26 protein-coding genes are annotated in these 25,381 nt (G+C 61.2%); 25 read left to right on the plus strand and 1 reads right to left on the minus strand.

The genetic code is table 11. The features are described from left to right. The first annotated feature begins 124 nt into the window (after positions 1-124). The 20 genes from ACSPX5_RS02815 to flhB all read left to right on the plus strand — a co-directional run bounded on the left by ACSPX5_RS02815 (position 125) and on the right by flhB (position 18,233). A complete protein-coding gene (locus ACSPX5_RS02815; RefSeq protein WP_439821998.1) occupies positions 125-1,318 on the plus strand; it encodes a sensor histidine kinase in 1,194 nt (397 codons plus the stop codon). Between the two features lie 5 nt (positions 1,319-1,323). After that, positions 1,324-2,715, plus strand: a complete 1,392-nt coding sequence (gene fleR / locus ACSPX5_RS02820) for a sigma-54-dependent response regulator transcription factor FleR (RefSeq protein ID WP_439820921.1) — start codon at positions 1,324-1,326, stop codon at positions 2,713-2,715. 128 nt (positions 2,716-2,843) lie between these two features. Continuing rightward, complete coding sequence (fliE, locus tag ACSPX5_RS02825; RefSeq protein WP_085710460.1) at positions 2,844-3,173, plus strand: flagellar hook-basal body complex protein FliE; 330 nt, start codon at positions 2,844-2,846, stop codon at positions 3,171-3,173. A 15-nt stretch (positions 3,174-3,188) separates the two neighbouring features. Beyond that, complete coding sequence (gene fliF / locus ACSPX5_RS02830) at positions 3,189-4,976, plus strand: flagellar basal-body MS-ring/collar protein FliF (protein ID WP_169429404.1); 1,788 nt, start codon at positions 3,189-3,191, stop codon at positions 4,974-4,976. Then, positions 4,969-5,988: a flagellar motor switch protein FliG gene (gene fliG, locus ACSPX5_RS02835; RefSeq protein WP_007958288.1), complete on the plus strand. Its 1,020-nt coding sequence runs from the start codon at positions 4,969-4,971 to the stop codon at positions 5,986-5,988. The genes fliF and fliG overlap by 8 nt, the downstream gene beginning before the upstream one ends. 4 nt (positions 5,989-5,992) lie before the next feature. Beyond that, on the plus strand, positions 5,993-6,799 hold the full coding sequence (gene fliH / locus ACSPX5_RS02840; protein WP_169429405.1) for a flagellar assembly protein FliH: 807 nt from the start codon (positions 5,993-5,995) through the stop codon (positions 6,797-6,799). Then, complete coding sequence (gene fliI, locus ACSPX5_RS02845; protein WP_207866310.1) at positions 6,789-8,147, plus strand: flagellar protein export ATPase FliI; 1,359 nt, start codon at positions 6,789-6,791, stop codon at positions 8,145-8,147. The genes fliH and fliI overlap by 11 nt, the downstream gene beginning before the upstream one ends. 6 nt (positions 8,148-8,153) lie before the next feature. After that, on the plus strand, positions 8,154-8,603 hold the full coding sequence (gene fliJ / locus ACSPX5_RS02850; RefSeq protein ID WP_114881898.1) for a flagellar export protein FliJ: 450 nt from the start codon (positions 8,154-8,156) through the stop codon (positions 8,601-8,603). 101 nt (positions 8,604-8,704) lie between these two features. Further along, the gene (locus tag ACSPX5_RS02855; protein ID WP_065260769.1) at positions 8,705-9,010 is read left to right on the plus strand and encodes an STAS domain-containing protein; all 306 of its coding nucleotides are present in this window, start codon (positions 8,705-8,707) and stop codon (positions 9,008-9,010) included. 5 nt (positions 9,011-9,015) lie between these two features. Then, positions 9,016-10,719: an ATP-binding SpoIIE family protein phosphatase gene (locus tag ACSPX5_RS02860; RefSeq protein ID WP_439820922.1), complete on the plus strand. Its 1,704-nt coding sequence runs from the start codon at positions 9,016-9,018 to the stop codon at positions 10,717-10,719. An 81-nt stretch (positions 10,720-10,800) separates the two neighbouring features. Then, positions 10,801-11,097: an Hpt domain-containing protein gene (locus ACSPX5_RS02865; protein ID WP_243433359.1), complete on the plus strand. Its 297-nt coding sequence runs from the start codon at positions 10,801-10,803 to the stop codon at positions 11,095-11,097. A gap of 105 nt (positions 11,098-11,202) precedes the next feature. Then, complete coding sequence (locus tag ACSPX5_RS02870) at positions 11,203-12,576, plus strand: flagellar hook-length control protein FliK (protein WP_439820923.1); 1,374 nt, start codon at positions 11,203-11,205, stop codon at positions 12,574-12,576. A 224-nt stretch (positions 12,577-12,800) separates the two neighbouring features. Beyond that, positions 12,801-13,304, plus strand: a complete 504-nt coding sequence (gene fliL / locus ACSPX5_RS02875) for a flagellar basal body-associated protein FliL (protein WP_065260765.1) — start codon at positions 12,801-12,803, stop codon at positions 13,302-13,304. A 9-nt stretch (positions 13,305-13,313) separates the two neighbouring features. Further along, the gene (fliM, locus tag ACSPX5_RS02880; RefSeq protein WP_003222890.1) at positions 13,314-14,282 is read left to right on the plus strand and encodes a flagellar motor switch protein FliM; all 969 of its coding nucleotides are present in this window, start codon (positions 13,314-13,316) and stop codon (positions 14,280-14,282) included. A gap of 56 nt (positions 14,283-14,338) precedes the next feature. Then, positions 14,339-14,797, plus strand: a complete 459-nt coding sequence (gene fliN, locus ACSPX5_RS02885; protein ID WP_439820924.1) for a flagellar motor switch protein FliN — start codon at positions 14,339-14,341, stop codon at positions 14,795-14,797. Next, positions 14,798-15,277, plus strand: a complete 480-nt coding sequence (fliO, locus tag ACSPX5_RS02890; protein ID WP_225739953.1) for a flagellar biosynthetic protein FliO — start codon at positions 14,798-14,800, stop codon at positions 15,275-15,277. After that, positions 15,277-16,035 carry a flagellar type III secretion system pore protein FliP gene (gene fliP, locus ACSPX5_RS02895; protein ID WP_085710474.1) on the plus strand — a complete coding sequence of 253 codons (759 nt, stop codon included), beginning with the start codon at positions 15,277-15,279 and terminating at the stop codon, positions 16,033-16,035. The genes fliO and fliP overlap by 1 nt, the downstream gene beginning before the upstream one ends. Then, a complete protein-coding gene (gene fliQ / locus ACSPX5_RS02900; RefSeq protein ID WP_085710476.1) occupies positions 16,032-16,301 on the plus strand; it encodes a flagellar biosynthesis protein FliQ in 270 nt (89 codons plus the stop codon). Before fliP ends, fliQ begins: the two co-directional genes overlap by 4 nt. A 3-nt stretch (positions 16,302-16,304) precedes the next feature. Beyond that, positions 16,305-17,090, plus strand: coding sequence for a flagellar biosynthetic protein FliR (fliR, locus tag ACSPX5_RS02905; protein ID WP_114881905.1), 786 nt, complete (start codon positions 16,305-16,307; stop codon positions 17,088-17,090). 3 nt (positions 17,091-17,093) lie between these two features. Further along, positions 17,094-18,233: a flagellar biosynthesis protein FlhB gene (flhB, locus tag ACSPX5_RS02910; RefSeq protein WP_169429411.1), complete on the plus strand. Its 1,140-nt coding sequence runs from the start codon at positions 17,094-17,096 to the stop codon at positions 18,231-18,233. Between the two features lie 201 nt (positions 18,234-18,434). Here flhB and ACSPX5_RS02915 read toward each other — a convergent pair whose 3' ends face one another. Beyond that, positions 18,435-18,809 (minus strand): DUF6124 family protein, encoded by a 375-nt coding sequence (locus ACSPX5_RS02915; protein WP_439820925.1) that lies wholly within the window; start codon positions 18,807-18,809, stop codon positions 18,435-18,437. A 523-nt stretch (positions 18,810-19,332) separates the two neighbouring features. Between ACSPX5_RS02915 and ACSPX5_RS02920 the strand changes: the two genes are divergently transcribed. The 5 genes from ACSPX5_RS02920 (at position 19,333) to fliA (ending at position 25,350) form a co-directional block, all read left to right on the plus strand. Then, positions 19,333-20,001: a hypothetical protein gene (locus ACSPX5_RS02920; protein WP_439820926.1), complete on the plus strand. Its 669-nt coding sequence runs from the start codon at positions 19,333-19,335 to the stop codon at positions 19,999-20,001. Between the two features lie 186 nt (positions 20,002-20,187). After that, the gene (gene flhA / locus ACSPX5_RS02925) at positions 20,188-22,317 is read left to right on the plus strand and encodes a flagellar biosynthesis protein FlhA (protein WP_169429417.1); all 2,130 of its coding nucleotides are present in this window, start codon (positions 20,188-20,190) and stop codon (positions 22,315-22,317) included. An 11-nt stretch (positions 22,318-22,328) separates the two neighbouring features. Then, on the plus strand, positions 22,329-23,669 hold the full coding sequence (gene flhF, locus ACSPX5_RS02930) for a flagellar biosynthesis protein FlhF (protein ID WP_207866296.1): 1,341 nt from the start codon (positions 22,329-22,331) through the stop codon (positions 23,667-23,669). 113 nt (positions 23,670-23,782) lie between these two features. Beyond that, complete coding sequence (gene fleN / locus ACSPX5_RS02935) at positions 23,783-24,613, plus strand: flagellar synthesis regulator FleN (RefSeq protein ID WP_003222917.1); 831 nt, start codon at positions 23,783-23,785, stop codon at positions 24,611-24,613. After that, positions 24,610-25,350, plus strand: a complete 741-nt coding sequence (fliA, locus tag ACSPX5_RS02940; protein ID WP_007951959.1) for an RNA polymerase sigma factor FliA — start codon at positions 24,610-24,612, stop codon at positions 25,348-25,350. Before fleN ends, fliA begins: the two co-directional genes overlap by 4 nt. Positions 25,351-25,381 lie beyond the last annotated feature (31 nt).

The raw sequence follows: 25,381 nt of genomic DNA on the forward strand, positions 1-25,381 counted from the left end.
TGTTTTTCAACGGCTTCATTTATAAGCAGTTTTTTTTAGGCACGGGTATTGCTAAGTCCCTCGCAACGTTCCGTTTAACTGACGGTCAGCCAAGCGAGAGAGCACAATGCCCCAAGCCTCCCAGATGTCTTCTGTTCCCGAGTCCTCGGGGCAACTGCCGTCCGTAGAGCAGGCCGGTCGCCAGGGGCTTGAGCAGGCGTTTGCGCTGTTCAACCAGATGTCGAGTCAATTGACCGACTCCTACAGCATGCTTGAAGCGCGGGTCACCGAGCTCAAGGGCGAGCTGGCCGTGGTCAGCGCCCAGCGCATGCAGGAGCTGGCGGAAAAAGAACGTCTGGCCAACCGTCTGCAAAATCTCCTTGATCTGTTGCCGGGTGGCGTCATCGTCATCGATGTCCACGGCATCGTGTGCGAGGCCAATCCCGCCGCCATCGATCTGCTGGGTTTACCGCTGGAAGGCGAGCTATGGCGGCATGTGATTACCCGTTGCTTTGCGCCCCGTGAAGACGACGGTCATGAAATCTCCCTGAGAAACGGTCGACGCCTGTCGATTGCCACCCGTTCGCTGGATGCCGAGCCGGGGCAATTGGTGCTGCTCAACGACCTGACTGAAACCCGTCACTTGCAGGATCAGCTCGCGCGCCACGAACGGCTGTCGTCGTTGGGGCGTATGGTCGCCTCGCTGGCCCACCAGATCCGAACTCCGCTTTCCGCCGCACTGTTGTATGCCAGTCATTTGACTGAGCAGGCGCTGCCGGTCGCCACCCAGCAGCGCTTTGCCGGGCGCCTCAAGGAGCGTCTGCATGAGCTGGAGCACCAAGTGCGCGACATGCTGGTGTTCGCTCGCGGTGAATTGCCGCTGACCGACCGCATCACGCCCAATGCCTTGATGCAGTCGTTGCAGGCGGCGGCGCTGACCCATGTGCAGGATCTGCCGATCCGTTGGCAATGCGACAGCCATGCGGGCGAGTTGCTGTGCAATCGCGACACGCTGGTCGGGGCAGTCCTCAATCTGATTGAAAACGCGATTCAGGCCAGTGGCGGTGATGTGCGCCTGAAAGTGCATTGCTACACCCGCGACAACACCCTGCGCCTGTGCGTCAGCGATAACGGTGGCGGCATCGAGCCGGCGGTGCTGGCGCGGCTGGGCGAGCCGTTTTTCACCACCAAGGTCACCGGCACCGGCCTGGGCCTGACCGTGGTCAAGGCTGTGGCCCGTGCGCATCAGGGAGAATTGCAACTGCGTTCGCGAGTCGGGCGCGGCACGTGCGCGCAGGTCGTCCTGCCGATGTTTTCCGTTGTACAGGGAGCTGAGTGAAGGTCATGGGCATCAAGGTTCTGCTGGTCGAAGATGACCGCTCGTTGCGCGAAGCGCTGGCCGATACGCTGTTGCTGGCCGGTCACGACTATCATGCAGTGGGTTCGGCCGAAGAGGCGTTGAACGCTGTCGAGCGCGAAGCGTTCAGTCTGGTGGTCAGCGACGTCAACATGCCGGGCATGGACGGCCATCAATTGCTCGGCCTGTTGCGCGCCCGTCAGCCGCAGCTGCCGGTGCTGCTGATGACCGCTCATGGTGCAGTCGAGCGCGCGGTGGATGCCATGCGTCAGGGCGCGGCGGATTATCTGGTCAAGCCATTCGAGCCCAGGGCCCTGCTGGATCTGGTAGCGCGTCACGCCTTGGGCAGCCTTGGTGCCAGCGATGCCGAAGGGCCGGTCGCGGTCGAGCCGGCCAGTGCCCAGTTGCTGGATCTGGCAGCGCGGGTTGCCCGCAGTGATTCCACCGTGCTGATTTCCGGCGAGTCCGGCACCGGTAAAGAGGTGCTGGCGCGCTACATTCACCAGCAATCCCATCGTGCCAGTCAGCCGTTCATTGCGATCAACTGCGCGGCGATCCCGGACAATATGCTCGAAGCGACATTGTTCGGTCACGAGAAGGGGTCGTTCACCGGCGCCATCGCGGCGCAGGCCGGCAAGTTCGAGCAGGCCGACGGCGGCACCATTCTGCTCGACGAAATTTCCGAAATGCCCCTGGGTCTGCAAGCCAAGCTGCTGCGGGTCTTGCAGGAACGCGAGGTCGAGCGGGTGGGGGCGCGCAAGCCGATCACCCTCGACATTCGCGTAGTCGCGACCACCAACCGTGATCTGGCGGGTGAAGTGGCGGCGGGGCGGTTCCGTGAAGATCTCTACTATCGTCTGTCGGTGTTTCCACTGGCCTGGCGTCCGCTGCGTGAGCGGACCGCCGACATCCTGCCGCTGGCCGAGCGTCTTTTGGCCAAGCACGTCAATAAAATGAAGCATGCGATGGCGAAGTTCTCGCCCGAGGCGCAGGCGTGCCTGATCGGTTATCCATGGCCGGGCAACGTGCGCGAGCTGGATAACGCGGTCCAGCGGGCGTTGATCCTCCAGCAGGGCGGCTTGATTCAGCCGCAGGATTTCTGCCTCTCCGGGCCTGCGCTGTTCGCCCCTTTGCCGGTGGCGATGCCACTCACTCCCGTCATTCGTGAAGTCGAGATCGAGGCGGATTCGGCCGGTGCGCTGGGCGATGACCTGCGTCGTCGCGAGTTCCAGATGATCATCGACACCCTGCGCACCGAGCGCGGTCGACGCAAGGAGGCTGCCGAAAAACTCGGTATCAGCCCGCGTACGCTGCGCTACAAACTGGCGCAAATGCGCGATGCGGGGATGGACGTCGAAGGCTATCTGTTCGCCACCTGAAGGGTGGTGCAAACGTTTGAAAACGCATTTCTCGAAGCGGTGCCCGTGAGCTGGCACCGTTGTTGCTAACACCTGAGTACCCGCCGAGTGAGTGTCAAAAAATTGCGGGCCGCCCAAGAGAGTAGACCATGAGCCAAGGTATTGAATTTAATCGGTTGATGATGGACATGAAGGCCATGCAAATGGACGCCATGTCGAAGCCGAAATCGACTGCCGCCGTCCCTGAAGTGGCAGGCAGCAGCTTTTCCGACATGCTCGGTCAGGCCATCAACAAAGTGAACGATACTCAACAGGCCTCGAGCCAATTGGCCAACGCGTTCGAAATCGGCAAAAGCGGCGTCGATCTGACGGACGTGATGATTTCCTCGCAGAAGGCCAGCGTGTCGTTCCAGGCACTGACCCAGGTGCGCAACAAGCTGGTTCAGGCTTATCAAGACATCATGCAGATGCCGGTTTAAGGACGAGATTGAGTCATGGCAGAAGCAGTCGCCGATAACGTTCCGGCCAAGGCCACCCCGATAGACGGCAAACCGCCGCTGTTCGGCCTGTCCTTCCTGGAAAACCTCTCCGAGATGACCGTGCTGCGTCAGGTGGGCCTGTTGGTCGGCCTGGCTGCGAGCGTGGCGATTGGCTTTGCCGTGGTGCTGTGGTCGCAGCAACCGGACTACCGGCCTCTGTACGGCAGCCTTGCCGGCATGGACGCCAAGCAGGTCATGGACACCCTGGCCTCCGCCGACATTCCCTACACCGTCGAACCGAATTCCGGCGCCTTGCTGGTCAAGGCCGATGACCTGTCCCGTGCGCGGCTCAAGCTCGCGGCCGCTGGTGTCACTCCCAGCGACGGCAACATCGGTTTTGAAATCCTCGACAAGGAACAGGGTCTGGGCACCAGCCAATTCATGGAAGCGACCCGTTATCGTCGCGGCCTCGAAGGCGAACTGGCCCGCACCATCTCCGCGCTGAACAACGTCAAGGGCGCACGCGTTCACCTGGCCATCCCGAAAAGTTCGGTGTTCGTGCGTGACGAACGCAAGCCAAGCGCATCGGTACTGGTCGAGTTGTACTCCGGTCGTTCGCTGGAGCCAGGCCAGGTCGTTGCCATTATCAACCTGGTGGCGACTTCCGTTCCCGAGCTGAGCAAATCGCAGATCACCGTCGTCGACCAGAAGGGCAACCTGCTGTCGGATCAGGCGGAAAATTCCGAAATGACCATGGCCGGCAAGCAATTCGACTACAGCCGCCGCATGGAAAGCATGCTTACCCAGCGCGTGCACAACATTCTGCAACCGGTACTGGGCAACGATCGCTACAAGGCTGAAGTATCGGCCGATATCGATTTCAGTGCCGTCGAATCCACCGCCGAGCAGTTCAATCCCGATCAGCCGGCGCTGCGCAGCGAGCAGTCGGTCAACGAGCAGCGCACCGCCAGCAATGGCCCGCAAGGCGTACCGGGCGCCCTGAGCAATCAGCCACCGTCGCCGGCGTCGGCGCCGCAAACCACCGGTGGCGCCCAGGCTTCCACCGGCATGGTGCAGCCAGGCCAGCCACTGGTTGACGCCAACGGTCAGCAGATCATGGACCCGGCCACCGGCCAGCCGATGCTCGCGCCGTACCCGGCAGACAAGCGTCAGCAATCCACCAAGAACTTCGAACTCGACCGTTCCATCAGCCACACCAAACAGCAGCAGGGTCGCCTGAATCGCCTGTCGGTGTCGGTGGTGGTGGACGATCAGGTCAAGATCAACCCGGCCAACGGCGAAACCACTCGTGCGCCGTGGAGCGCCGACGAATTGGCGCGCTTCACCCGTCTGGTACAGGACGCCGTCGGCTTCGACGCCAGCCGTGGCGACAGTGTCAGCGTAATCAACATGCCGTTCTCCGCCGAGCGCGGTGAAGTGATTGCCGACATTCCGTTCTACTCCCAGCCTTGGTTCTGGGACATCGTCAAACAAGTGCTGGGTGTGCTGTTCATCCTGGTGCTGGTGTTCGGCGTGCTGCGTCCGGTGCTGAACAACATCACCGGCGGCGGCAAAGGCAAGGAACTGGCCGGTCTGGGCGGTGACGTGGAACTGGGTGGCATGGGCGGTCTGGACGGTGAACTGTCCGGCGATCGCGTCAGCCTCGGTGGCCCGACCAGCATCCTGCTGCCGAGCCCGAGCGAAGGCTATGACGCTCAGTTGAACGCAATCAAGAGTCTGGTGGCAGAAGACCCGGGTCGTGTGGCCCAGGTCGTGAAAGAGTGGATTAACGCAGATGAGTGATAACCGAGCCGCCGTCGCCAAATTGTCCCGGGTCGATAAAGCCGCGATTCTGCTGCTGTCCCTGGGTTCGACCGATGCCGCACAAGTGCTGCGCCACATGGGCCCCAAAGAGGTTCAGCGGGTCGGCGTGGCCATGGCCCAGATGGGCAACGTCCATCGTGAGCAGGTCGAGCAGGTCATGAGCGAGTTCGTCGACATCGTCGGCGACCAGACCAGCCTGGGCGTCGGCTCCGACGACTACGTGCGCAAAATGCTCACCCAGGCCCTGGGCGAAGACAAGGCCAACGGCCTGATCGACCGCATCCTGCTGGGTGGCAACACCAGCGGTCTCGACAGCCTGAAATGGATGGAACCGCGCGCCGTTGCCGACGTGATCCGTTACGAGCACCCGCAGATCCAGGCGATCGTGGTCGCGTACCTCGATCCGGATCAGGCCGGTGAAGTACTGGGCAACTTCGACCACAAGGTGCGTCTGGACATCATCCTGCGTGTCTCGTCGCTGAACACCGTGCAGCCGGCGGCCCTGAAAGAATTGAACCAGATCCTCGAGAAGCAGTTCTCCGGCAACTCGAACGCCTCGCGCACCACCCTGGGTGGCATCAAGCGGGCGGCGGACATCATGAACTTCCTCGACAGCTCGATCGAAGGCCAGCTCATGGACTCGATCCGCGAAGTCGACGAAGACCTGTCCGGTCAGATCGAAGATCTCATGTTCGTGTTCAACAACCTGGCCGATGTCGACGACCGCGGTATCCAGGCGCTGTTGCGCGAAGTGTCCTCCGATGTGCTGGTGCTGGCCCTCAAGGGTTCGGACGAAGGCGTCAAGGAAAAGATCTTCAAGAACATGTCCAAACGTGCTGCCGAACTGCTGCGCGACGACCTCGAGGCCAAAGGCCCGGTGCGCGTCAGCGACGTGGAAACGGCGCAGAAGGAAATCCTCACCATCGCCCGCCGTATGGCCGAAGCCGGAGAAATCGTGCTCGGTGGCAAGGGCGGCGAGGAAATGATCTAACACCATGGTCAAGAACGACGACGATGTGACGGACCTGATCCGTGCCCGGGATGTCCGTGGTTTCGAAACGTGGGCGATCCCGAGCTTCGATCCGCCGGCACCGGAACCCGAGCCGGAACCGGAGCCCGAACCGCCGGAAATGGAAGAAGTGCCGCTGGAGGAAGTCCAGCCACTGACCCTGGAAGAGCTCGAAAGCATCCGTCAGGAGGCTTACAACGAGGGTTTCGCCATCGGCGAAAAAGAAGGCTTTCACAGCGCCACCCTCAAGGTGCGGCAGGAAGCCGAAGTGGTCCTGACGGCCAAGGTCAACAGCCTTGAGCAGTTGATGGCGAACCTGTTCGAGCCCATCGCCGAGCAAGACACGCAGATCGAAAAGTCGCTGGTCGACCTTGTGCAGCACATTGCCCGTCAGGTGATCCAGCGCGAGCTGGCCATCGACTCGACGCAGATCGAACACGTCATGCGCGACGCCCTCAAGCTGTTGCCGCTGGGCGTGGGCAATGTGCGGCTGTACGTCAATCCGCAGGATTTCGAGCAGGTCAAAGCCCTGCGCGAACGTCATGAGGAAACCTGGCGTATCGTCGAGGACGAATCGTTGTTGCCGGGCGGTTGCCGGGTTGAAACCGAACACAGCCGGATCGATGCGAGCATCGAAACCCGTGTCGGCCAGGTCATGGCCAAGCTGTTTGATCAACTGCACGAACAGGCCCTGCACCCGGCCGAACCGGACCTGAGCCTGGATCTGCCGCAAACGCCGAAACCGGCACCGGTCACTGACGAGCCGCTCGCGGACGCCCCCGATGCGCCTTGAACGCACCAGTTTCGCCAAGCGCCTGAGCACCTACGCCGAGGCCACCGAAATTCCCGGCGCGCCGATCCTCGAAGGACGCCTGCTGCGCATGGTCGGCCTGACCCTCGAAGCCGAAGGTCTGCGCGCCGCCATGGGCACCCGTTGCATGGTGATCAACGACGACAGCTACCACCCGTCCCAGGTTGAAGCCGAAGTCATGGGCTTCTCCGGCAGCAAGGTTTTCCTGATGCCGGTTGGCAGTGTTGCCGGTATTGCGCCGGGCGCCCGTGTGGTGCCGCTGGCCGATACCGGTCGCCTGCCGATGGGCATGAGCATGCTCGGTCGTGTGCTGGACGGCGCCGGACGTGCGCTCGACGGCAAGGGCGGCATGAAGGCCGAAGACTGGGTGCCGATGGACGGCCCGACGATCAACCCGCTCAACCGTGACCCGATCAGCGTGCCGCTGGACGTCGGCATCCGTTGCATCAACGGTTTGTTGACGGTCGGTCGCGGCCAGCGTCTGGGCCTGTTCGCCGGTACCGGTGTCGGTAAATCCGTCCTGCTTGGCATGATGACCCGCTTCACCGAGGCCGACATCATCGTCGTTGGCCTGATTGGTGAGCGGGGTCGAGAAGTCAAAGAGTTCATCGAGCACATCCTCGGTGAAGAAGGCCTCAAGCGTTCCGTGGTAGTGGCATCGCCGGCGGACGATGCGCCCCTGATGCGTCTGCGCGCGGCGATGTACTGCACGCGGATTGCCGAGTATTTCCGTGACAAGGGCAAGAATGTCCTGTTGCTGATGGATTCCCTGACCCGTTTCGCCCAGGCCCAGCGGGAAATCGCCCTGGCCATCGGTGAGCCGCCGGCGACCAAGGGCTATCCGCCGTCGGTGTTCGCCAAACTGCCGAAACTGGTGGAGCGCGCCGGTAACGCGGAGAAGGGCGGGGGTTCGATCACCGCGTTCTACACCGTGCTGTCCGAGGGCGACGACCAGCAGGACCCGATTGCCGACTCGGCGCGGGGCGTGCTCGACGGCCACATCGTGTTGTCCCGGCGTCTGGCCGAGGAGGGGCATTACCCGGCCATCGACATCGAAGCGTCGATCAGTCGGGTAATGCCGGCCGTGGTGCCGCCTGATCACATGGTCCGGGCGCAATACTTCAAACAGCTGTGGTCCCGTTATCAGCAGAGTCGCGACCTGATCAGTGTCGGTGCCTATGTCGCCGGTGGTGATCGCGAGACTGACCTTGCCATCAATCTGCAGCCGCAACTGGTCAGGTACCTGCGCCAGGGGCTGAACGACAGCATCAGTCTGGGCGAAAGCGAGGCGTACCTCGAAACAATCCTCGCCCCTGCGACCGGCGGGTAACCGGTCATGGCCCTGAGCCGCGCCGCGCGTCTGGCACCGGTGGTGGAAATGGCCGAAAAGGCCGAGAAAACCGCCGTGCAGCGTCTCGGGTATTTCCAGGGGCAGGTGAAAGTGGCCGAAAGCAAACTTGCCGACCTGCATGCCTTTCGTCTGGATTACTCCGAGCAATGGATCGTACGCGGCAGCACCGGCGTGACCGGGCAGTGGCTGCTCGGGTTTCAGGGGTTTCTGACCCAGCTCGACACGGCGGTGGACCAGCAACGGCAGAGCCTGCAATGGCACCAGAACAATCTGGACAAGGCCCGCGAGGCCTGGCAACAGGCGTTCGCCCGCGTCGAAGGCTTGCGAAAACTTGTACAACGCTATCGAGATGAAGCCCAGCGAGTCGAAGACAAGCGCGAGCAAAAGCTGCTGGACGAACTGTCCCAGCGCCTGCCGCGCCGCGATGCTTATTGACGGGGGGATCTCTGACAGTCTCCGGCGGCTTCCTGCCTTGCCCATGGCCCTTGCAAGTGCTAAACCTTGTACACGTTCGTCAATGACAAGGAAGCCAGTACATGTCAGTCGTTACAGAAGTCTCTCCCGATGGTCAAAAGCTGACGATTTCGATCAAGGGGCGGTTCGATTTCGGTCGCCATCAGGAGTTTCGCGAGTCTTATGAACGACTCGACAGGAAGCCCGACTCCATCGTGGTGGATCTGAAGGACGCCACTTACCTCGACAGCTCGGCTCTGGGCATGTTGCTTCTGCTGCGTGATCACGCCGGAGGCGACGACTCGGATGTGCGCGTGGTCAACAGCAATTCGGATGTGCGCAAGATCCTCGCCATTTCCAATTTCGACAAACTGTTCGACATCAGTTGACGGCCATGCAGCCGCAAGAGCCGCTGACGATCCTCATCGCCGAGGACAGCGCCGCCGACCGGTTGCTGTTGTCGACCATCGTCCGTCGTCAGGGGCATGCCGTGCTCACGGCCGCTAACGGTGCCGAAGCCGTTGAGGTGTTTTCCAGCCAGCAGCCCCATCTGGTGCTGATGGACGCGATGATGCCGGTCATGGATGGTTTCGAGGCCGCGCGGCAAATCAAGGTGCTGGCGGGTGAAAACCTGGTGCCGATCATATTCCTCACGTCGCTGACCGAAAGCGAAGCCCTCGCGCGATGCCTGGAGGCGGGGGGTGACGATTTTCTGGCGAAGCCTTACAACCAGGTGATCCTGTCCGCCAAAATCAAGGCGATGGACCGCTTGCGGCGTCTGCAGGCTACGGTCCTTCAGCAGCGCGACCTGATTGCCCGGCATCACGACTACCTGCTCAACGAGCAACGGGTCGCCAAGGCCGTGTTCGACAAAGTCGCGCACTCCGGTTGCCTGAGTGCGCCGAACATCCGGTACCTGCAATCACCCTATGCGCTGTTCAACGGTGATCTGTTGCTGGCGGCCTATACACCTGCCGGCGACATGCATGTGTTGCTGGGTGACTTCACCGGTCACGGTTTGCCCGCGGCGGTGGGGGCCATGCCTCTGGCAGAAGTGTTCTACGGCATGACCGCCAAGGGCTACGGTCTGGCCGAAACCCTGCGTGAAATGAATGCCAAGCTCAAGCGCATCCTGCCGGTGGACATGTTCTGCTGCGCCACGCTGCTCTGTCTGAGTTTTCAACGACGCAGCGTGGAAATCTGGAACGGCGGCATGCCCGACGGTTACCTTCATCGCATCGCCACCGGGGAGCGGGTACCCCTTGCGGCACGGCATCTGCCGCTGGGAGTGCTCAGTCCTCAGGCCTTCGATGATCGCACCGAGGTGTTCTCGATGGCGGTGGGGGATCGCGTTTTTCTGCTGTCCGACGGCGTGATCGATACCTGCGATGCCAATGATCAGTTGTTCGGCGTCGAGCGCTTGCAGCAGGTGTTTGCCGGTAACCGGCAACCGGATCGCCTGTTCGCCGAAATCGAGCAGGCGTTGCAGGATTTTCGCGGCGAAGCCCGGGACGATGTGAGCATGGTCGAGGTCAGCCTGCTGGACATGGTGCAGGTCAATCCGCCGGCTCCGGTGTACTCCGACAGCGGCCAGTCCTGTCCGCTGGACTGGTCGGTGAGTTTTGAATTTCGCGGCGCTACGCTCAAACGCTTCAACCCGTTGCCCTACCTGTTGCAATTGCTGCTGGAGGTGCACGGTCTGCGCACCCAGAGCGGAGCGTTGTACAGTGTACTGGCCGAGCTTTACTCCAATGCGCTGGAGCATGGGGTGTTGGGGCTGGACTCCAGTCTCAAGCGCGATGCCTCGGGTTTTGCACGTTACTATGAACAGCGCAACAAGCGTCTGGATGCCCTGCAGGACGGCTATGTGCGTGTGCATCTGCAGGTTCGTCCGCAAGGTGAAGGTGGTTGTCTGGTGGTGCGTGTCGAAGACAGCGGCAAGGGTTTTGACGTGGCTCGGGTGATGGAGCGTCCGCTGGACGATGTCCGTCTGTCGGGACGTGGCGTCAGCCTGATCCGGCAATTGAGCAGAAACCCGAGCTGGTCCGACGATGGTCGCAGTGCTCGCGTGGAGTTTTTCTGGGAGGCTCTGGCATAATCCGCGCATTCTTGATCAAGGAGTGAACAAGTGACTGATGCCTGTGTAGATCGCGACGTGCTGAGCGCGTTGCAAGAAGTCATGGAGGATGGCTATCCGGAATTGCTGGATACGTTCCTGGCAGATTCCGAAGCGCGCCTGTGTGAATTGCAAAAAAACGCCGATGCCGACGCCTTGTCGTCTGTCGCCCACAGTTTCAAAGGCAGTAGCAGCAATATGGGGGCGACCCGCCTGGCCGAGCTTTGCCAGGAGCTGGAACAGCACGCCAAGGACAGGAGCCCCTCCGAAATCATCAAGCTGGTGGCCGAAATCCACGACGAATTCGCGCATGTGCGCCCCGTCTATGAGGCCGAGCGACAGCGCTCACCTGCCCATTGAGTCAGCCGTCCGGCGCTTTTGTCCGATGCCGGACGAAACTGGCCCGGCACTTGCAGTCATCTCGTTCAACTGTACCTTTGATCCCAGTGCAGCGGAGACCGTGCCATGCCTGCAACCCCTAACATTCTTCTTCAGACTGCCGCCCAGGCCAAGGCGCAAGCCGCCTCTGCCAAGTCGTCAGCGGTCGCCGCAGTGCCCGGGGACAAGGCCTCAAGCTTCGCTCAAGTGTTTGCCGATCAGGGGCAGAACAAGCCTTGCGCTGCCACCGATAACTCGGTGGCACCTGCACGCGACAAGGACTCGGGCAGCGTGGGCAAGGCGGACGCCGGCAAGGATCAGTCTGCCGCTGCTGCATCGACGGTTGCCGATAGCGGCAAAGCCTTGCCCGCCGATAAAACGTCGTCGACCCCCTCGGACGACGACAAGGTTGCCAGCGACGATGCATCCGACACTCCGGCCACGCCGGTCGCCGACACTGCGCCTGTTGTGGATCCGGCACTGGATCCGGCGCTGATGCAAGTCGTGCAGCCGGTTGTCACGCCGCCGGTCGTGGCGGCACCTGTCGTTGAAACGCCAGCGAAGCCTGAGACCCAGGCGCCGGCGGTGGCTGCGTTACCGGCGGCTGCCACGGCGACGCCTGCCGCCGAGAGTGATTTCGATCCCGAGGCCGATCCGCTCGATGCGCTGCCGGTGCTGCGCATGGCGATGGAGCAGAGTGGTCACATTTCCGCTTCCAGCCAGTCGCAGCCCAAGGCGACGCCTGCGCAAGCCCAGGCTGATGGCGAGCTGACCTCGGCGCAGACGTTTGCCGCCAGCATGGCCAGCATGCTGGATGTGCAGGCTGACAAGGACAGCACCAGCCAAGGTGGCGAAAAATCCTTCGCTGGCCTGATCGACGATGGTTTGAAAGACCTGAAATCCGCCACCAGCGATACCCGCGTGGATGATTTCGCCAACCGTCTGGCGGCGCTGACTCAGGCCGCCACACCGAAAACCGCCAACGCGGTGCCGGTGAGCCAGCCGATCGCCATGCATCAGAATGGCTGGACCGAAGAAGTGGTCAACCGCGTCATGTACCTGTCGAGCAACAACCTGAAGGCTGCCGATATTCAGTTGCAGCCGGCCGAGCTGGGTCGTCTGGATATCCGGGTGAACATGGTGCCGGACCAGCAGACCCAGGTGACATTCATGAGCGCACACCCGAGTGTTCGCGAAGCGCTCGACGGCCAGATGCATCGTCTGCGTGACATGTTCACGCAGCAGGGCATGGGGCAGGTCGATGTCAACGTTGCCGACCAGAACCGTGGCTGGCAGGGGCAAGGCCAGGAACAGGCGCAGCAGGGGCAGGCTGGTCGCACCAGCGCCGCCGGCGGTCGCCTGGATTCGGCCGAAGAAGAGTTGACGCCGGCGGCCGTGGCTGAAGCCGCCGCTCAAACCACCAGCGTGATCGGCAGCAGCGCCGTCGACTACTACGCCTGACACGACGCTGTACTCCTGTGGGAGCGGGCTTGCTCGCGAAATCGGTAAGACAAACAACACATCTGTTGAATGTTTAACCGCATTCGCGAGCAAGTCGAATCGTCGCACCGCCGCTCCCACATTGGTTTGTGGTGCTCTCCACGATGCTCCGACACTTCTGGCATAACACTTGCTCTTGCCTTGCCGTGCGACTGTGAAAACCCGATTAGTGACGGATTATTGGCATGGCGAAGAGCGAAGCAGCAGCAGTAAAAGACCCCGCAACCAAAGGCAAACTCAAGATGATCATTGCGATCGTTCTCGGGTTGCTGCTGGCCATCGGCGCGTCTGTGGGGGCGACCTGGTTCTTCATGCACAGCGCCCAGAGCAAACCTGCGGCTGCAGTGGAAACCGCTCCGGTCGGCAAGCAGCCGGCGATTTTCGAGCCGATGGCGCCGGCGTTCGTGGCCAACTACAACCAGAATGGCCGTCAACGCTACATGCAGGTGAGCATCACCATGCTGGCGCGCAATCAGGCCGATCTGGACGCGCTCAAAGTGCACATGCCGGTGATCCGCAACAACCTGGTGATGCTCTTTTCCGGTCAGGACTTCGCCACACTGGCGACGCCGGTCGGTCAGGAGATGTTGCGCCAGAAGGCCACGGCCAGCGTCCAGGAAGTGGCGCAGAAAGAGCTGGGCAAAGTGGTGATCGAACAGTTGCTTTTCACTAATTTCGTACTGCAGTAGGAACACGACATGGCCGTGCAGGATCTGCTGTCCCAGGATGAAATCGACGCGCTGTTGCATGGCGTCGACGATGGTCTGGTACAGACCGATAACGCTGCCGAACCCGGCAGTGTCAAAAGCTACGACCTGACCAGCCAGGATCGCATCGTCCGTGGACGCATGCCGACTCTGGAGATGATCAACGAGCGTTTTGCCCGCTATACCCGCATCAGCATGTTCAACATGCTGCGCCGCTCGGCGGACGTTGCCGTCGGTGGCGTGCAGGTGATGAAGTTCGGCGAATACGTGCACTCGCTGTACGTACCGACCAGTCTCAACCTGGTCAAGATCAAACCCCTGCGCGGCACCGCGCTGTTCATCCTCGACGCCAAACTGGTGTTCAAGCTGGTGGACAACTTCTTCGGCGGCGACGGCCGTCACGCCAAGATCGAAGGGCGTGAATTCACCCCGACCGAACTGCGTGTGGTGCGCATGGTGCTGGAACAGGCGTTCGTCGATCTGAAGGAAGCCTGGCAGGCGATCATGGAAGTCAATTTCGAGTACATCAACTCGGAAGTGAACCCGGCCATGGCCAACATCGTCGGCCCGAGCGAAGCGATCGTGGTCTCCACGTTCCACATCGAACTCGATGGCGGTGGCGGCGACCTGCACGTGACCATGCCGTACTCGATGATCGAGCCGGTGCGCGAAATGCTCGACGCCGGTTTCCAGTCGGACCTCGACGACCAGGACGAGCGCTGGGTCAACGCCCTGCGTCAGGACGTGCTCGATGTCGACGTGCCGATTGGCGCCACCGTGGCTCGCCGCCAGTTGAAGCTGCGCGACATCCTGCACATGCAGCCGGGTGACGTGATCCCGGTCGAGATGCCGGAAGACATGATCATGCGCGCCAACGGCGTGCCGGCCTTCAAGGTCAAGATGGGCTCGCACAAAGGCAACCTCGCGTTGCAGGTGATCGAGCCGATCGAGCGTCGCTGAGGCGACGCAACACCCCTTACGCCTTTAACTGAATTGTTGCCCGCCGAGGACAAATGATGAACGACGAAATGAACGCCCAGGACGATCAGGCACTGGCCGACGAATGGGCTGCGGCCCTGGAAGAGACCGGTGATGGCGGCCAGGCCGACATCGACGCACTGCTGGCCGCCGACGCTGGCACTTCGAGCTCCAACCGTCTGCCGATGGAAGAGTTCGGCAGCGTGCCGAAGAGCAACGAGCCGGTCAGTCTGGACGGTCCAAACCTGGATGTGATTCTCGACATCCCGGTTTCCATCTCCATGGAAGTGGGCAGCACCGACATCAACATCCGCAACCTGCTGCAACTCAACCAGGGGTCGGTGATCGAGCTTGATCGCCTGGCCGGTGAGCCACTGGATGTGCTGGTCAATGGCACCCTCATCGCTCACGGCGAAGTGGTCGTGGTCAACGAAAAGTTCGGCATCCGCCTGACCGACGTGATCAGCCCAAGTGAACGCATCAAGAAGCTGCGCTGAGTGAAAAAGGTTCTGGGTTCCTTGCTGGCCGCGGTGCTGGCACTGCCATTGACTGTCATGGCTGCAGAGCCTGCGGCCGCGACCGCTGCTGCGGCGTCTCCCGCGGCGCCCGCGATTGCTCCGGCAGTCAGCAGTGGTGTCGCCGGGCAATTGACGCAGTTGGTATTCGGCCTGTTGCTGGTGCTGGGGCTGATCTTCTTCCTCGCCTGGCTGCTGCGCCGGGTGCAGAACGCGGGACCGGCGGGCAAGGGGCAGGTGATCGAGCTGATCGGTTCCCGAGCGCTCGGCCCGCGTGACCGTCTGATGCTGGTGCAGGTCGGCAACGAGCAGATTCTGCTTGGCCTGAGCCCCGGCACCATCACCGCGCTGCATGTGCTCAAGGAGCCGGTGGACGTCCCGGCCACCTCCGAAAAAGCGACTCCGGAATTTGCCCAGCATCTGTTGAAGATCCTCGGCAAGGATCAGAAGGATAAGAAGTAATGGGTGCGTTGCGCATCGTCTTGACCCTGGCCTTGATGTTGGCCGCGCCACTGGCGTTTGCCGCCGATCCGTTGTCGATCCCGGCGGTCACCCTGGGCACCAATGCCAACGGGGCGCAGGAGTATTCGGTCAGCCTGCAGATCCTGCTGATCATGACGGCGCTGAGTTTCATCCCGGCTGCCGTCATTCTGATGACCAGCTTCACCCGGATCATCATTGTCTTCTCGATCCTGCGTCAGGCCCTCGGCCTGCAACAGACGCCGTCGAACCAGATTCTCACCGGCATGGCGCTGTTCCTGACCCTGTTCATCATGGCGCCGGTGTTCGACCGGGTGAACAACGATGCCTTGCAGCCGTACCTGGCGGAGAAACTCACCGCCCAGCAAGCGGTGGAAAAGGCCCAGGTGCCGATCAAGGACTTCATGCTCGCGCAGACCCGTTCCAGCGATCTCGAGCTGTTCATGCGTCTGTCCAAGCGCACCGATATCGCGACGCCGGATCAGGCGCCGCTGACCATTCTGGTGCCGGCGTTTGTGACGTCCGAATTGAAAACCGCGTTCCAGATCGGCTTCATGATCTTCATTCCGTTCCTGATCATCGACCTGGTGGTGGCCAGTGTGCTGATGGCGATGGGTATGATGATGCTGTCGCCGCTGATCATTTCCCTGCCGTTCAAGATCATGCTGTTCGTGCTGGTGGATGGCTGGGCGCTGATCATCGGCACCCTGGCCAGTAGCTTCGGAGGTGTTTCGCCATGACGCCGGAAGTTGCGGTCGATATCTTTCGTGAAGCGCTGTGGCTGACCACGATGATGGTCGCGATCCTGGTGGTCCCGAGTCTGCTGGTGGGCCTGCTGGTGTCGATGTTCCAGGCCGCAACGCAGATCAACGAACAGACCCTGAGCTTTCTACCGCGTCTGCTGGTGATGCTGGTGACCCTGATCGTCGGCGGTCCGTGGATCATCCAGACCTTCATGGAATACATCATCCAGCTGTACAAAAACATTCCGCTGGTCATCGGCTAGGTCATGCAATCGCTGCTTCAGTTGACCGACACCCAGATCAGCACCTGGGTGGCGACGTTCATGCTGCCGCTGTTTCGCATCGGCTCGATGCTGATGGTGATGCCGGTCTTCGGCACCACGCTGGTTCCCAAACGCATTCGCCTGTACCTCGCACTGGCGATCACTGTGGTGATCTCGCCGAACCTGCCGCCCATGCCTGCGGTGAGTCCGCTGGATCTCAGTGGCTTGTTGTTGATCGCCGAGCAGATCCTGGTCGGGGCAGTGCTCGGGTTCTCCTTGCAACTGTTCTTCCAGGCTTTCGTGATCGCGGGGCAGATCGTTGCGATCCAGATGGGCATGGGCTTCGCCTCGATGATCGACCCTACCAACGGCGTGTCGGTCGCGGTGATCGGGCAGTTCTTCACCATGCTGGTGACGTTGCTGTTTCTCGGCATGAACGGTCACCTCGTCGTCTTCGAGGTGCTGACGGAAAGCTTCACCACGCTGCCGGTGGGTGCAGGCCTGATGACCGCGCATTACTGGGAACTGGCCGGCAAGCTCGGCTGGGTGCTGGGCGCGGCATTGATGCTGGTGCTGCCAGCGGTCACTGCGCTGCTGGTGGTCAACATTGCGTTCGGTGTGATGACCCGTGCGGCGCCGCAACTGAACATCTTCTCGATCGGTTTTCCGCTGACCCTCGTGCTCGGTCTGTTCATCGTCTGGGTCGGTCTGGCAGACATTCTCAATCAGTATCAGCCGCTGGCCGTCGAAGCCTTGCAGCTGCTACGTGAACTGGCACAGGCGCGCTGAGTCATGGCAGAGAGCGAGAGCGGTCAGGATAAAACAGAAGACCCCACGGAGAAGCGCAAGAAGGACTCCCGGGAAAAGGGCGAGATTGCGCGCTCCAAGGAGCTCAACACCCTGGCCATCATGCTCGCCGGTTCCGGTGCGCTGCTGGTGTTTGGCGGCATGCTGGCGCAGGACCTGATGGAACTGATGCGCATGAACTTCACGCTGTCGCGAGAAGTGATCATGGATCAGGGGGCCATGGGCAAGTTCCTGATGAGCTCCGGGCTGACAGCGCTGGTGGCGATCCAGCCGATCATGATCACTTTGCTGCTGGCTGCGTTTCTCGGGCCGATCGCGCTCGGCGGCTGGCTGTTCGCCGCGGGCTCTCTGGCACCCAAGTTCAGTCGGATGAACCCCGCTTCGGGGTTCAAGCGCATGTTCTCCATGAAGTCGGTGGTCGAACTGCTCAAGGCATTGGCCAAGTTTCTGATCATTCTGGCCGTGGCGCTGGTGGTGCTGTCCGGGGATGTCGACGACCTGTTGCGCATCGCCCATGAGCCGATGGACCGGGCCATCATCCACAGCCTGCAAGTGGTCGGCTGGAGCACCCTGTGGATGGCGTGCGGGTTGATCATTATCGCGGCAGTCGACGTCCCGGTGCAGATCTGGGAGAGCATCAAGAAGCTCAAGATGACCAAGCAGGAAGTGCGCGACGAGCACAAGGATCAGGAAGGCCGGCCGGAGGTCAAACAGCGGATCCGTCAGGTGCAGCGCGAGATGTCGCAGCGGCGGATGATGGCGGCGATCCCGGATGCCGATGTGGTCATCACCAACCCGACGCACTACGCCGTGGCCCTCAAGTACGATTCGGAGAAGGGTGGGGCGCCGGTGTTGCTGGCCAAGGGCAGCGACTTCCTGGCACTGAAGATCCGCGAGATCGCCGTGGCCAACGAAGTCATGCTGCTCGAATCGCCAGCCCTGGCGCGTTCGATCTATTACTCCACCGAGCTGGAAGAAGAGATTCCCGGCGGTCTGTACCTGGCGGTCGCTCAGGTGCTGGCGTACGTCTACCAGATCCGCCAGCACCGCGCAGGCAAGGGCAAGTTCCCGGAACCGCTCAAGGATGACCTGCCGATTCCGCCGGATCTGCGGCGCGATTCCTGATAGTGATGAAGCAAAAAAAACCGCCATCCGGTTGAACCCGGTGGCGGTTTTTTTACGCCTGATGACCTGTGTTGCTTGTGAGGCCGCTTTCGCGAGCAGGTCGAATCGTCGCACCGCCGCTCCCACAGGGAAATGCATTCCAAATGTGGGAGCGGGCTTGCCCGCGAAGGCGTCAGTCGCTACGACGCATTTCTCAAGTCTTTACACAGAGGTCTGCGACGGCGGTAGTTCCAGATTATTCAGCACCCGATTCGCTGCCAGCTCCCCGAGCATGATCAGTTGCCCGATCCCCATCAGCGTCCTGCGCTGCGAGGCGGGCATTAGGTGAGCAAAGTCATTGGCGATGGTTCTGGCGGAAGCGAGGGTTTCGCAGAGTTCGACCAGCAGCTCTTCGTTTTTGAAGTCTGCGGTGACGGCAAACATTCGACGGGTTTTGCGCGGCGGTGCAGTGGAGCCGGGCGGGCAGAGATAGTGATCGAGCGCGCGGTCGGCGGCTTCGTGAAGCTTTCTGGAATCGAGGGATTCGTAGGGCGAGGCGGGGTTGGTTTCGGGTGGGTTGGGTGTTGGTTTGATCATGGTGAAGCTCCTATAAGAGTGGAGCCGCACGAAACTGTCGCTAAACAGAAAGGTGGCGGCTGTACGCGGGTTAGCGAACCGGTTATAGGCACCCGGCAGACCCGAGGGTCTCCCGCATACAGCCACCATAGCGGAGTTGCAGACATTGAGTCTGCGACAAGGCATGGAGCGCTGGTGCACCTATTTATGATTCGAGTCGCTAAACCCGATCGCTGATTCGTCAGCGACCGATCCACAATAGAACCCGCCCCCAAGGCGCACAAGCCGGCGGATTCTGGCGTAGCTGTAGGCAATGGCGCAAGAATTCGTAGCCTCGAAGGCGTGTCTGGAGGTGTCTTTTAAACACGGGAGTTTAAAAGACAATGGGTGCCGTCGGTCTGAAACGTCCCGCGACCTGTTAGTTCTGACAGTAGACGCGTGTTGTTCCCGGGCGCCTTATAAATCCGGAATTCACGCCGTTGCCTATTCGCACTCTGCGAACGCAGTGGTTGATAACTCATTCACTTGAAGTAGGGGATAGAACATGACAGGGCGCGTTTACCGAAAACTGCCGGGCATGGAGATGGAGTTCGTTTCAGGGAAGCTGGAAAGGGACGCAGGCGAGCGGGCCATCGTCTATGAGGTGACGTGCGACCTGAAGTTGGACTTTCTCAATTTTCTGGTCATGGCCAATCAGTACATTCCGAATTATCTGGATAACCCCATCAATGCGATCCGGCCTGAACTGGCCGGGTTTGCGTATCACTACTCCTACAACTACTTCTTTGGTGCGGCCGGTCATATCAGCGATAACCCGTCGTTGTTCGCTCTCTTCACCGACCGTGGTTATTACATGGACCAGTGGGCGACTGATGGCGGGCCCGTAGAACAACGATATGGAAAACCCTCATTCACGTCGGTCGGCAACCAATTGCGCATCACGTCGCGGCAGTACTTTCGGCTGGATGCGGGGGCTCCTCCGATCGAAATCAGGGACCTGCCATTCATTCGCTTCGAATGGGCATTTAATCTGATGAAGGGTCATGCGAAGTCCACTGATGTCGCGCCTGTCACCATGGTGGTACTGATGTCTACGGAGGAGGACGTTGTCGATGTCGATGGTCACAGCGTGTTCAGGGGCACGCGCTATCTGGATAATGCAGCCCTCTCCTTCGGCCCGATCACTTCGGCGCACATTCTGGTAGCCAGTTGACTATCGGGGTTTCATCTCAGTGAACATCGCTGAACAGGGGCGGGCGCACGACGTGCGTGCCGCCCCTTTGTGCATTCATCACCCCTCTGTTTCAAGCCTTGGCAAAAGTTGGAAGGCTTCTTGCAGTAGCCGCCGTGCGCCTGCTTCGGGCGTCAAAAGTTTGCTTTAAAGGAACGGGGAAAACCGGTGGATCGCTCTCAGTTAATCAACAGTGCTCGCTCGAACATTGCCGATCTCAGTCGGGGCAATCTGGGTGTGCCGCTGTTGCTGCTGGTCATGCTGGCGATGATGATGTTGCCGGTGCCGCCGTTCCTGCTCGACGTGTTCTTCACCTTCAATATTGCCCTGTCGATCGTCGTGCTGCTGGTCTGCGTGTACGCCTTGCGGCCGCTGGATTTTGCGGTGTTTCCGACGATCCTGCTGGTGGCGACGCTGTTGCGACTGGCGCTGAACGTGGCGTCGACGCGGGTGGTGATGCTCCATGGTCAGGACGGCCACGCCGCTGCCGGCAAGGTGATCCAGGCCTTCGGTGAGGTGGTGATCGGCGGCAACTACGTGGTCGGTATCGTGGTCTTCGCGATCCTGATGATCATCAACTTCGTCGTAGTGACCAAGGGTGCCGGGCGGATCTCCGAGGTGAGCGCGCGTTTCACCCTCGATGCGATGCCCGGCAAGCAAATGGCGATCGACGCCGACCTCAACGCCGGTCTGATCGACCAGAACCAGGCCAAGGCCCGTCGTTCCGAAGTCGCCCAAGAGGCTGAGTTCTACGGTTCGATGGACGGTGCCAGCAAGTTCGTTCGCGGTGACGCCATTGCCGGCCTGCTGATTCTGTTCATCAACCTGATCGGCGGCATGGCCGTCGGTATCTTCCAGCACAACATGTCCTTCGCTGACGCCGGCAAGGTGTACGCCTTGCTGACCATCGGTGACGGTTTAGTGGCGCAATTGCCATCACTGTTGTTATCGACAGCGGCAGCGATCATGGTGACCCGTGCTTCCGGCTCGGAAGACATGGGCAAACAGATCAATCGCCAGATGTTCGCCTCGCCCAAGGCGTTGGCGGTGGCCGCCGGTCTGATGGCGGTCATGGGGCTGGTGCCGGGCATGCCGCACTTCTCGTTCCTGACCATGGCCGCGCTGGCCGCCGGTGGTGCTTATCTGTTCTGGAAAAAGCAGAACGTGGCCAAGGTGCAGGCGCTGGAAGAGGTCAAGCGTCAGCAGGAACTGCTGCCGTCGCCGGCCCGTGCCATGGAAACCAAGGAGCTGGGCTGGGACGACGTGACGCCCATCGACATGATCGGCCTGGAAGTCGGCTATCGCCTGATTCCGCTGGTGGACCGCAACCAGGGCGGCCAGTTGCTGGCGCGGATCAAGGGCGTGCGCAAGAAGCTCTCCCAGGACCTTGGCTTCCTGATGCCGACCGTACACATCCGCGACAACCTCGACCTGGCGCCGAGCGCCTATCGCCTGACCCTGATGGGGGTGATCCTGGCCGAAGCCGAGATCTATCCGGATCGCGAACTGGCGATCAACCCGGGGCAGGTCTACGGCACGCTCAACGGCATCACCGCCAAAGATCCGGCTTTTGGCCTGGAGGCGGTGTGGATCGAAGTCAGCCAGCGCGCCCAGGCGCAATCGCTCGGTTACACCGTGGTGGACGCCAGCACCGTGGTCGCCACCCACTTGAACCAGATTCTGTACAAGCACTCCAGCGAGCTGATCGGCCACGAAGAAGTGCAGCAACTCATGCAATTGCTGGCCAAGAGCTCGCCAAAACTGGCTGAAGAGCTGGTGCCGGGTGTGGTCACGTTGTCGCAGTTGCTCAAAGTTCTGCAGGCGCTGTTGGCCGAACACGTGCCGGTGCGCGACATCCGCAGCATTGCCGAAGCGATCGCCAACAACGCCGCCAAGAGTCAAGATACCGCCGCGCTGGTGGCTGCCGTGCGCGTTGGCGTATCCCGCGCCATCGTCCAAAGCATTGTAGGCACTGACTCCGAGCTGCCTGTGATCACCTTGGAACCAAGGTTGGAACAAATATTGCTCAACAGTCTGCAGAAGGCAGGACAAGGCTCGGAAGAGGGCGTTCTGCTGGAGCCGAGCATGGCCGAGAAACTGCAGCGTTCGCTGATCGAAGCGGCGCAGCGTCAGGAAATGCAAGGACAACCGGTGATCCTGTTGGTAGCAGGCCCGGTTCGCGCGATGCTCTCGCGCTTCGGCCGCCTGGCAGTTCCTGGACTGCATGTGCTGGCCTACCAGGAAATTCCGGACAACAAGCAAGTGACCATCGTTGCGACAGTAGGGCCCAACGGCTGAGGTAGTGGTTTATGCAAGTTAAGCGTTTTTTCGCCGCCGATATGCGTCAGGCCATGAAGCTGGTTCGTGATGAGCTGGGCGCTGATGCCGCCATCATTGGCAACCGCCGCATTGCCGGCGGTGTCGAGCTGACGGCGGCGCTGGATTACAAACTGTCGGCGCTGGCCCCGCGTGTTCCGAACATGGAACTCGAGGACGAGCTGCGCAAGACCCAGTCGCGTATCGTCACCGCCCAGGCCGAACTGAGCCTGCGTGGCGAAGCCGACGGCAACACCAATCGCCAGCTGTTCGCCGGACTGCCATTGACCGCCGGCCTGCCGCTGACCGCAGCCGAGCCTCTGACAGAACCGACGTATGCCGCTCCGGCCCGTCCAGCCCCGGCACCTGCGCCGGCGGCCGCTGGTGTCGATCCGCGTGCGCTGGATTCGATGCGTTTCGAACTCAACAGCCTGCGCGAGCTGATGGAAGTACAGCTCGGCACCCTGGCCTGGAATCAGCTGCAAGGCAGCCGCCCGGCTCAGGCGAATCTGTATCGTCGTCTGCAGCGCATCGGTCTGTCGGGCCCGTTGTCCCGTGATCTGCTGTCGATGATCACCGAGATCGACGAACCTCGTCAGGCCTGGCGCATGCTGCTGGCGCATCTGGCACGAATGATTGCCGTACCGGAAGTCGAGCCGCTGGAAGAGGGCGGGATCATTGCCATGGTCGGCCCGGCCGGCATGGGCAAGACCACTACTCTGGCCAAACTCGCTGCCCGCTACGTGCTCAAGTACGGCGCGCAGAACATCGCGCTGGTGAGCATGGACAGTTTCCGCATTGGTGCTCAGGAACAGTTGAAAACCCTGGGCCGGATCCTCAATGTGTCGGTGACCCACGTCGATCCGGGCCAGTCCCTGGTGCAGGCGCTGGATCCACTGCTGCGCAAGCGCGTGGTGCTGATCGATACCGCCGGCCTGCAAGCCAGCGATCCGGCCCTGCGCATGCAGCTGGAAAGCCTGGCCGGTCGTGGCATTCGGTCGAAAAATTATCTGGTGCTGGCAACCACCAGCCAGAAACAGGTTCTAACCGCCGCTTATCACAGTTACAAGCGTTGCGGGCTGGCCGGGTGCATCCTGACTAAACTGGATGAGACGGCCAGCCTTGGCGAAGTGCTGAGCCTGGCGATCAGTCATGAACTGCCGGTCGCCTACCTGACCGACGGCCCGCGGATTCCGGATGATCTGCATCTGCCGCGCCGTCATCAATTGGTCAGCCGCGCCGTCAGCGTGCAAATGCAGGAAGAACCCAGCGAAGAAGCCATGGCTGACATGTTCGCTGATATCTACCACAGTCCGACCAAGCAGGTTGGCTGAGGTAATGAACCGTTTTTGTACCTACATCGATGGTCTGCCATGCATTGTTCCGGTTGTGAACGCGCAGCCAGTAATGTGGCCTCCGTCTATGCAAGACAAGGTAAAGAAATAACATGGGCAGCATGCATCCCGTACAGGTGATCGCGGTGACCGGCGGCAAAGGTGGCGTCGGCAAGACTAACGTGTCAGTGAACTTGTCCCTGGCGCTGGCAGAGCTTGGCCGTCGGGTCATGCTGCTGGACGCCGACCTGGGGCTGGCGAACGTCGACGTTCTGCTGGGCCTCACCCCCAAACGTACCCTGGCCGATGTGATCGAGGGCCGCTGCGAGCTGCGCGACGTGCTGTTGCAAGGCCCCGGCGGGATCCGCATCGTGCCGGCCGCGTCCGGCACCCAGAGCATGGTTCACCTGAGCCCGGCCCAGCATGCCGGTCTGATTCAGGCGTTCAGCGACATCGGCGACAATCTCGACGTGCTGGTGATCGACACCGCTGCGGGTATTGGTGACTCGGTAGTCAGTTTTGTTCGCGCAGCCCAGGAAGTGTTGCTGGTGGTCTGCGACGAGCCGACCTCGATCACCGACGCCTACGCGCTGATCAAGCTGCTCAACCGCGATTACGGCATGAACCGCTTCCGCGTCCTGGCCAACATGGCCCAGAGCCCGCAGGAAGGTCGCAATCTGTTCGCCAAGTTGACCAAGGTCACGGATCGCTTCCTCGACGTCGCCTTACAATACGTCGGTGCGGTGCCTTACGACGAGAGCGTGCGCAAGGCGGTGCAGAAGCAGCGTGCGGTCTATGAAGCCTTCCCGCGTTCCAAGTGCGCACTGGCATTCAAGGCGATCGCGCAAAAGGTCGATACCTGGCCGCTGCCCGCCAACCCGCGCGGCCACCTCGAATTTTTCGTCGAGCGCCTCGTGCAGCAAACGGCAGGACCTGTGCTATGACCGCCAGCGGTATGAATCTTTACAAGAAGTCGGCGCGTGACGCGCAGTACGAGCTGATCGAGCGTTACGCGCCGCTGGTCAAACGCATTGCCTACCACTTGCTGGCGCGATTGCCGGCCAGTGTGCAGGTCGAGGACCTGATTCAGGCCGGGATGATCGGCCTGCTCGAAGTCTCGACCAAATACGACGCCAGCAAGGGCGCCAGTTTCGAAACGTACGCGGGCATCCGGATCCGTGGCGCGATGCTCGATGAAGTGCGCAAGGGGGACTGGGCGCCGCGCTCGGTTCACCGCAACACCCGAATGGTCAGCGATGCGATTCGCTCGATTGAAGCTAAAACCGGACGTGACGCTAAAGATCACGAGGTTGCGGCCGAACTCCAATTGAGTCTCGACGATTACTACGGGATTTTGAATGACACCCTGGGCAGCCGACTGTTCAGTTTCGACGACCTGTTGCAGGACGGCGAACATGAAGGGCTGCACGAGGATGGCGCCAGTGCTCATCTTGAGCCGTCGCGTGACCTGGAAGACGAGCGCTTCCAGGCGGCGCTGGCGGACGCGATTGCCAATTTGCCGGAGCGTGAGCGACTGGTGTTGGCGCTGTACTACGACGAAGAACTGAACCTCAAGGAAATCGGTGAAGTCCTTGGCGTCAGTGAATCGCGGGTCAGCCAGTTACACAGCCAGTGCGCGGCCCGTTTGCGGGGGCGTTTGGGAGAGTGGCGAGCGCGCTGAAGGCAGTGTGGGGACACTGCGAACGAGGCTG

It is taken from the genome of Pseudomonas sp. HLG18 (assembly GCF_051903985.1).
GTDB classification, from domain to species: Bacteria; Pseudomonadota; Gammaproteobacteria; order Pseudomonadales; family Pseudomonadaceae; genus Aquipseudomonas; species Aquipseudomonas fluorescens_BT.